Origin of the sequence: Streptomyces sp., assembly GCF_031181705.1 — a bacterium.
Lineage (GTDB): Bacteria > Actinomycetota > Actinomycetes > Streptomycetales > Streptomycetaceae > Streptomyces.
The window spans coordinates 1-8,452 of record NZ_JAPSKN010000187.1; the positions used below are offsets into that span (position 1 = coordinate 1).

The 8,452-nt window shown below is 70.8% G+C and carries 5 protein-coding genes and 1 pseudogene; all 6 read right to left on the reverse strand.

Annotated elements, in window-relative coordinates; all coding sequences use genetic code 11:
- Window positions 1-929 (reverse strand): inositol-3-phosphate synthase (locus RIN80_RS24750; RefSeq protein ID WP_309097862.1); only part of this gene is annotated, 929 nt, incomplete at its 3' end.
- An 82-nt stretch (window positions 930-1,011) separates the two neighbouring features.
- Window positions 1,012-4,743 (reverse strand): ThuA domain-containing protein, encoded by a 3,732-nt coding sequence (locus tag RIN80_RS24755; protein ID WP_309097863.1) that lies wholly within the window; start codon window positions 4,741-4,743, stop codon window positions 1,012-1,014.
- Window positions 4,744-5,004: 261 nt separating this feature from the next.
- Entirely contained in the window at window positions 5,005-6,003 is a 999-nt protein-coding gene (locus RIN80_RS24760; RefSeq protein ID WP_309097864.1) for a sugar phosphate isomerase/epimerase family protein, read from the reverse strand.
- A gap of 14 nt (window positions 6,004-6,017) precedes the next feature.
- Window positions 6,018-7,229, reverse strand: coding sequence for a Gfo/Idh/MocA family oxidoreductase (locus tag RIN80_RS24765; RefSeq protein ID WP_309097865.1), 1,212 nt, complete (start codon window positions 7,227-7,229; stop codon window positions 6,018-6,020).
- Between the two features lie 55 nt (window positions 7,230-7,284).
- Window positions 7,285-8,331 (reverse strand): substrate-binding domain-containing protein, encoded by a 1,047-nt coding sequence (locus RIN80_RS24770; RefSeq protein WP_309097866.1) that lies wholly within the window; start codon window positions 8,329-8,331, stop codon window positions 7,285-7,287.
- Window positions 8,332-8,348: 17 nt separating this feature from the next.
- Window positions 8,349-8,452: pseudogene (locus RIN80_RS24775) on the reverse strand (ABC transporter permease); the annotation flags it as partial.

Sequence of the window (8,452 nt, forward strand, 5' to 3'; positions counted from 1 at the left end):
CCCTGCCAGATGGTCTGGAGGATCATGCGGGTGCCGAGGAAGCCGTCGAAGGCGATGTGGTCCCAGGCGGTCTTCCAGTCGCCGAGGGCGGGGACGTCGTCGATGTGGACCTCGCCCTCGGGGACGCTGCCGAGGGTGTCGGCGAGGACGCGTTCCTTGCCGGCGTTCTTCGCCGCCGCGGCGGCCGGGTCGGCGAGGGCGGCGCCGTCTCCGCCGCCGAGCAGGTTGGTGCCGGACCAGGCCCGGACGTTCAGGGCCCGCTGCGCGAACATCGGGCCCAGGACGGCGCGCAGCAGGGTCTGTCCGGTCTTGCCGTCCCGGCCGGCGTAGGGCAGGCCGCTGTGCTCGGCCTCGCGGGCGGCGACGGGGTGGTGCATGCCCTCGGAGGGGGTGAAGTTGACGTAGGGGCAGCCCGCACGCAGGGCGGCCAGGGCGTACAGGGTGCTGGCGGGGAGCGGGGCGCCGGGGCCCTGGGAGGCCGGTTCGGTGGAGGCGACGTTGACCACCACGGTCCGCTCCAGTGCGTGGCGGTGGGTGAAGTCGCGGATGTCGTGGGCGAAGGCCGCGATCAGGTCGGCCTCGCTCCGGGTGTCCCCCGGTGTGGGGCCGCCGGGGCGGATCTCCCGGTCCGCGGCGGCGAGTTCGGCGCTGACGGCGGTGGCGACGCCGGGGGGCAGGACGCCGCCGGCGGTCAGGGTCTCGGCGCGTTTGGGGAGGGGGCAGTCGAGGGTGTCGTGGCCGCCGAAGACGAGGTCGGCCAGGGCGGGCAGGCCGCTGTCGGCGAACGCGGGTGTCTCGGTGACCATGCCGGTGGGCGGGTGCAGTCCCGCGGTGACGGCGGCGCACCCCGTGACGACGGTGGTGGCGACGGAGCCGCGGGCTCCGATCAGCCACACCCCCACACGAGGTCGGGGAAGGGACGCGGACATGGGCAGCCTCCTGGTCGTGCGCGAACCCGGGGGGAGGGGGGAGACGGCGAGCGGGGGTCCGGCGTCCCCCGCCCGCCGCCGTTCACTGGCCCTGGACGGGCAGTTCCTTGAGCTGGATGTTGCGGAAGGAGACCTGGTCGTCGGCGCCGTGGTTCTGCAGGCCGATGTAGCCGTCGGTCAGGCTCCGCTCGGGGTCCTTGTTGGTGAAGTCGTTGATCTTGACTCCGTTGAGGAACACCTGGAGGCGTTCGCCCTGGACCTTGATCTCGTAGGAGTTCCACTGGCCGGGCGGCCGCAGAACCTGGTCACGGGCCTTGATGTTGGCCGACTTGAAGGAGTAGACGGAGCCCGTGGTGCGGTCGGGCGCGTCCGTGGCGTCGATCTGGATCTCGTAGCCCTTGTTCACGGCGGACCAGGGGTCGTCGGAGGCCGGGAAGCCCACGAAGATCCCGGAGTTGTCGTCGCCCTGCATCTTCCAGTCGAGCTTGAGGGAGTACGACTTCAGCTCCTTGGCCTGGTACCAGAGCAGGCCCATGCCGCCCTCGGACTCCATCACGCCGTCCTTGACGACGAACCTGCCGGGGCCGGCCTGCTTCCAGCCGTCCAGGGTCTGGCCGTTGAAGATCTTCCGGTAGTCCTTGCTCGGCCTGCAGTCCGCCTTCACCTGGCCGGTGGCGTACCGCAGGCCGCCGAGCAGGTGGGCGCGGAAGGCCTCGTCGGCGTAGGACTCCTTGGTGTGGCCGCCGCCGGTGTAGAAGGAGCGCCCGCCGCCGTAGCTCTGGCACCAGGCGATCGGGTGGTCGCCCTTCATGGTGCCGCCCTGGTAGGTGGTCTCGTCCAGGGTGGCGAGGACCTTGGCCTGCTCGCGCGGGTTGGCGCGGTAGTTGTACCACTCGTCGGTGCGTTCCCAGGCGTCGCCCAGGTGCGCGGTGGACGGGTGGTCGTGGTCCTCGACGCGGACGGTGGCCTTCTGGATGGCCGGGTGGGAGTGGAAGTAGGCGCCGACCAGGCCGCCGTAGAACTCCCAGTCGTACTCGGTGTCGGCCGCCGCGTGGATGCCCATGTAGCCACCGCCGCCCGCCACGTAGTCCTCGAACGCCTTCTGCTGCTCGGCGTCGAGCACGTCACCGGTGGTGGACAGGAAGGCCACGGCGTCGTACTTGGCGAGGTTGGTGGTGGTGAACTGCCGGGCCTCCTCGGTCGCGTCGACCGTGATGCCGGCGGGGCCGCCGAGTTCCTTCAGCGCGGCGATGCCGGCCGGGATGGAGTCGTGGCGGAAGCCGGCGGTCTTGGAGAAGACCAGGACCTTCTTGCCGCCCTTGAACGGCTCCTTGGAGAACTCGAAGTCGTCCACGTCGAACAGCGCGCCCGCGCCGCCCTTGAAGACCAGGTAGATGTCGGTGGTCTTCTTCGGCAGCGACCGCAGCGGCACGTCGACGTTCTGGAAGGTCTCCCAGCCGCCGGTCGGCGGGATGTACGCCGAGCCGTGCAGCGGTCCCTCGGGCGAGCCGGTGCGCAGCTCGACGAAGCCGCCCGCGCCGCCGGAGGAGGCCCGTACGGTCAGCTTCTTCTGCCCGTCGAACCGGTAGGGGGTGAAGGAGATCCAGTCGCCGTCGTTGATGTCGCCGACGGTCTTGCCGCCGTTGGCGCCGGTCTTGTCGATGACGGACACGCCCGACTGGGTGGTGAAGTGCTCGCCCTGGCGGTGCAGCGGCTGCAGGACGGTGCGGGCGGTGCCGGTCAGCTCCTCCTGGCCGTTGGCGCCGCCGTCGGTGTAGCTGGCGCCGACCACACCGTAGATGTTGGCGTTGGGGTCGTGGCCGCCGTCACCGGGCGGCGGCTTCAGGGTGCCCTCGCAGCCCATCTCGCTGGTCAGTTCGTGGGCGTGGGAGTCGTGGCCCAGGCTGTAGGTGACCTTGACCTTGGAGCAGTCGACCGTCTCCTCGGGGTCGGTGACCTTCACCTTGAACGGGACGGGCTGGCCGAACGCGGCCAGGGTGCCGTTGGCCGGGGTCTCGATCGTCACCGTGGGCTCGGTGTTGCCGACCACGATCCGGACGCTGGCGTTGCCGGTGTTGCCCTCGGGGTCCCTGGCCGTGAAGGTGGCACTGTAGGTGCCGGCCTTCCTGTACCGGTGGGTGGGGTTGAGGCCCTCGCCCTTGGTGCCGTCGCCGAAGTCCCAGCTGTAGGTGAGGTCGGTGGAGTCGGCGTCCTTGGCGGAGCCGGTGAAGGTGACCTTCAGGCCGGCCGCTCCGGAGGTCTTGTCGGCGCTCACCTCGGCGATCGGGGAGAAGCCGTCCTCGGCGTTCTCGATCCGGTACAGGGCGGAGTGCTCGTCGCCCTGGAACCAGGAGACGCCGTAGTCGAGGACGTAGAGCGCGCCGTCGGGGCCGAACTCCATGTCCATGATCTGGGTGCCGGTCCACGGGAAGTCGTTGATCTTCGCGACCGACCCGTCGGGTCCGTCGGAGGTCTGCTCGATCCGCTTGATCCAGCGGCGGCCGAACTCACCGGCGAAGAAGTCGCCGTCGTAGGCCTCGGGGAACTTCACACCGGAGTCGAGCTCGGGGTCGTAGCGGTAGACCGGGCCGGCCATCGGGGACTCGGAGCCGGTGCCGAACTCGGGCACGGAGCCGCCGTCGTACGGAATCCAGGCGGCCTGCGCGGGCGGCAGGTCGACCAGGCCCGTGTTGTGCGGGGAGGTGTTCTTCGGGGCGGCGCAGTCGAACGTCTCGCCGGACTCCTTGGTGGCGAAGTCGTAGTCGACGTACGGGTCGTTGGCGCCGGTGCAGAAGGGCCAGCCGAAGTTGGCCGCCTTGGTCACCTTGGCGAACTCGACCTGTCCCGCCGGGCCGCGCCGGGGGTCGGCGGCGCCCGCGTCGGGGCCGTAGTCGCCGACGTAGACGATGCCGGTCTTGTCGTCGACGCTCATCCGGAACGGGTTGCGGAAGCCCATGGCGTAGATCTCGGGGCGGGTCTTGTCGGTGCCCGGGGCGAAGAGGTTGCCCTCCGGGATCGTGTACGAGCCGTCCTCGGCGACCTTGATGCGCAGGATCTTGCCGCGCAGGTCGTTGGTGTTGGCGGAACTGCGCCGGGCGTCGAAGGCCGGGTTGCGGTTCGGCCGGTCGTCGATGGGCGTGTAGCCGTCGGAGGCGAAGGGGTTGGTGTCGTCGCCGGTCGACAGGTAGAGGTTGCCCTCGGCGTCGAAGTCGATGTCGCCGCCGACGTGGCAGCAGGTGCCGCGGGAGGCCGCGACGTCGATGACCTTCTTCTCGCTGGCCAGGTTCAGCGTGCCGTTGGCGTTCAGCGTGAAGCGGGAGAGGCGGTTGACGCCGTCGAACTTCTTGAAGTCCTCGGCGGTGCCCGTCTCCGGGGCGTCGCCGGCGGGGGTGTCCAGCGGCGGGGCGTAGTAGAGGTAGATCGCCCGGTTGTTGGCGAAGTCCGGGTCGACGCCCACGCCTTGCAGGCCTTCCTCGTCGTGGGTGTAGACGGGGATCTTGCCGGCGACCTTGGTGACGCCGCCCTGGTCGGTGAGGCGCAGTGTGCCGTCGCGCGAGGTGTGCAGGACGCTGCGGTCCGGGAGCACGGCGAGCGACATCGGCTCGCCCATCTCGGGTTCGCCCTTGGCGAGCGGGACCTGCTGGAACTGGCCCTCGGCGGCCGCCGGTCCGTCGTGCTCCGGGTGGCCGGGGTGGGCGCCGGCGACGGTGGCCGGGGTGCCCACGGCCAGGAGCAGGCCGGTGAACAGGGCGATGGTGGTGCGCAGTTTGGGCCGTCTGGGGGTGCGGGTGCTTGTGGGGCTGTTTCTGTGCACGAAGTCCCTCCGGGAACGGGTGGGCCGTACGGGGTGGGTACGAAGACGTGCGGTGCGGGCGCCGGGGTGCGCCGTCACCCCGGAGGTGGGTGTGTCCTGAACACTTCAAGGACGGTAACCGGGTCCGTCCGGGGCGAACACCCCTTGCGCCAGGTTCGGTTCAGCTTTCTCCCAGGGCAGGACAAAGCGGCATCCGGGCAGGTCGGAGGGGGGACCGGCGCAGGTGCCGGTCCCCGTCCCGGACCTGGCCGGGTGCGCGGTTCAGCTGTTGAACGCGGCGTCGAACGACGCGCTGGGCGGCTCGAAGTCGAAGGCCTTCAGGCGGGTCAGTGCCTCGGGTGCCCCGTGGAGCCGGTCCATGCCGGCGTCCTCCCACTCCACGGAGACCGGTCCCTGGTAGGCGATGGAGCGCAGCATCCGGAAGACGTCCTCCCAGGGCACGTCACCGTGCCCGGCGGAGACGAAGTCCCAGCCGCGCCGCGGGTCGCCCCAGGGCAGGTGGGAGCCGAGCCGGCCGTTGCGTCCGTCGAGGCGTTTGCGGGCCTCCTTGCAGTCGACGTGGTAGATGCGGTCGCGGAAGTCCCACAGGAAGCCGACCGGGTCCAGGTCCTGCCACACGAAGTGCGAGGGATCGAAGTTGAGGCCGAAGGCGGGGCGCCGGTCGACGGCTTCGAGGGCCCGCTGGGTCGTCCAGTAGTCGTAGGCGATCTCGCTGGGGTGGACCTCGTGGGCGAACCGCACGCCCTCGGCGTCGAAGACGTCGAGGATCGGGTTCCAGCGGTCGGCGAAGTCCTGGTAGCCGCGCTCGATCATGGCGTCGGGGGCGGGCGGGAACATGGCGACCAGGTGCCAGATGGCGGAGCCGGTGAAGCCGATGACGGTGTCGACGCCGAAGGCGGCCGCGGCGCGCGCGGTGTCCTTCATGCGCTCGGCGGCCCGCTGCCGGACCCCTTCCGGGTCCCCGTCGCGCCAGAGCGCGTCCGGCAGGATCGCCTGGTGGCGTTCGTCGATGATGGCGTCGCAGACGGCCTGGCCGACCAGGTGGTTGGAGATCGCCCAGCACTTCAGGCCGTACTTGTCGAGAAGGGCCCGGCGGCCGTCGAGGTACCCCGGATCGGACAGCGCCTTGTCGACCTCGAAGTGGTCGCCCCAGCAGGCGAGTTCGAGGCCGTCGTAGCCGAAGTCGCGGGCCAGGCGGCAGACCTCCTCCAGCGGCAGGTCCGCCCACTGGCCGGTGAAGAGCGTGAAGGTGCGCGGCATGGAAAGGGGCCTCCTCAGACCGCGATCGGGGTGTAGACGGAGTTCTTCTCGGCGCTCTCCTCCACCGCGGCGAGCACCCGCTGCACCTGGAGCCCGTCGGTGAAGGAGGGGTCGGGGCGGCGGCCCTCGGCGATGGCGTGGACGAGGTCGCGGGCCTGGTGGACGAAGGTGTGCTCGTAGCCGAGACCGTGGCCCGGCGGCCACCAGGCCTCCAGGTAGGGGTGGTCGGGCTCGGTGACGAGGATGCGGCGGAAGCCGGCTTCCGTCCCCGGCTGGGTGCCGTCGTGGAAGGACAGCTCGTTGAGCCGTTCCAGGTCGAAGGCGAGCGAGCCGCGCTCGCCGTTGAGCTCGATGCGCAGGGCGTTCTTGCGGCCGGTGGCGTAGCGGGTGGCCTCGAAGGAGGCGATCGCGCCGGACGGGAAGCGGGCCGTGAACAGGGCCGCGTCGTCCACGGTGACCTCGCCCCTGCCGGCCGCCGATACGGAGGACAGTCCGCTGCTGGCACCGGTGGGCAGCGGCCGCTCCCGGACGAAGGTCTCCGTCAGCGCGGAGACCCCGGCCAGCGGCTCCCCCACGAGGTACTGCGCGAGGTCGACGATGTGCGCGCCCAGGTCGCCGAGCGAGCCCGAGCCGGCCTGCTCCTTGCGCAGCCGCCAGGTCAGCGGGAACTCGGGGTCCACCAGCCAGTCCTGCAGGTACGTCACGCGCACGTGCCGCAGCCGGCCGAGGCGGCCCTCGGCGACCATCCGGCGGGCCTGGGCGGTGGCGGGCACGCGGCGGTAGTTGAAGCCGACCATCGCCATCTGCCCCCGCCCGTATGCCTCCTCGGCCGCCCGGGCCATCGAGGTGGCCTCCTCGACGGTGTTGGCGAGCGGCTTCTCGCACAGCACGTGCTTTCCGGCGGCCAGGGCGGCGAGCGCGATCTCGGCGTGGCTGTCGCCGGGGGTGCAGATGTCGACGAGGTCGACGTCGTCGCGTGCGACGAGGGCCCGCCAGTCGGTCTCGACGGACGCCCAGCCGTGCCGGTCGGCCGCCGCCTGCGCGGCGGAGCGGTCCCGGCCGCAGATCACGGCCTGCACCGGCTCCAGCGGCAGGTCGAAGACGCGGCCCGCGGTGCGCCAGCCCTGGGAGTGGGCGGCGCCCATGAAGGCGTAGCCCACCATCCCCACGCGCAGGGGTGGTTTGCCTGCCTCGGTCCCATCTGACGGCGCTTGCGGCTGTCCCATACGGGTGTCCTCCTCGTCCTGGTCGGGGTGGCGCACGTGGGGGGTGCGGGCGGGATCACTGGAAGCCGGTGGGCATGTACTGGTCGACGTTGGTCTTGTCGACGACGGCCGAGTAGAGCGTGAGGGACGCGGGGATCTCGAACTCGGCCATGCCTCCGATGCCCTTGCCCTGGCCGAGGGCGCGGGCGAGGTCGATCGCGGAGGCGGCCATGGTCGGCGGGTAGAGCACCGTCGCCTTGAGCACGCCGTCGTCCTGCTTGATGGCCTGGAAGGCGGACAGGGCGCCCGCGCCGCCGACCATCAGGAAGTCGTCGCGTCCGGCCTGCTCGATGGCGCGCAGCGCGCCGACGCCCTGGTCGTCGTCGTGGTTCCACAGCGCGTCGAACTTCGACTGGGCCTGGAGCAGCTGGGCCATCTTGGCCTGCCCGGACTCGACGGTGAACTCGGCGGCCTGGCGGGCGACCTTCTTGATGTTGGGGTAGTTCTTCAGGGCGTCGTCGAAGCCCTTGGTGCGCTGCTTGGTGAGCTCCAGGTTGTCGAGGCCGGCGAGTTCGATGACGCGGGCGTCGGGCTTGTCCTTGAGCTTCTCGCCGATGTAGTGGCCGGCGTTGAGGCCCATGCCGTAGTTGTCGCCGCCGATCCAGCAGCGGTAGGCCTGCGGGGTGTTGAAGATCCGGTCGAGGTTGACGACCGGGATGCCCGCGCGCATGGCCTTCAGTCCGACCTGGGTGAGGGCCTTGCCGTCGGCGGGGAGCACGACCAGGACGTCGACCTTCTTGTTGATGAGGGTCTCGATCTGGCCGATCTGCTGGGCGGTGTCGTTGGAGCCCTCGGTGATCTCCAGGGTGACGTCGGAGTACTTCTCGGCACGGCTCTTGGCGTTGTCGTTGATGGCGTTGAGCCAGCCGTGGTCGGCCTGCGGTCCGGCGAAGCCGATGGTGACCTGCTTGCCCGGCTTGTCGTCGGCGGCCGGCTGGTCGTTCCCGGCCGGCTCGTCCTTGGAGTCGGACGGCTCGTTGCTGGTGCACCCCGTGATGAGGGCCCCGGCGGAGACGGCGGCGGCCCCGAAGAGCAGCCCTCTGCGGCTCGTGATCTCTGGCATGGCGGTGAACCCTTTCCTCAGGTCGTGCTCGCGGTACGGCGCTGGACCAGCACGGCGGCGACGATGATCGCGCCCTTGGCGATCTGCTGGACGTCGCTCTGCAGGTTGTTCAGGGCGAAGA

Coding starts and splice junctions, on each gene's coding strand:
- RIN80_RS24760 (WP_309097864.1), bottom strand. CDS start 6,003: ATGCCGCGCACCTTCACGCTCTTCACCGGCCAGTGGGCGGACCTGCCG.
- RIN80_RS24765 (WP_309097865.1), bottom strand. CDS start 7,229: ATGGGACAGCCGCAAGCGCCGTCAGATGGGACCGAGGCAGGCAAACCA.
- RIN80_RS24770 (WP_309097866.1), bottom strand. CDS start 8,331: ATGCCAGAGATCACGAGCCGCAGAGGGCTGCTCTTCGGGGCCGCCGCC.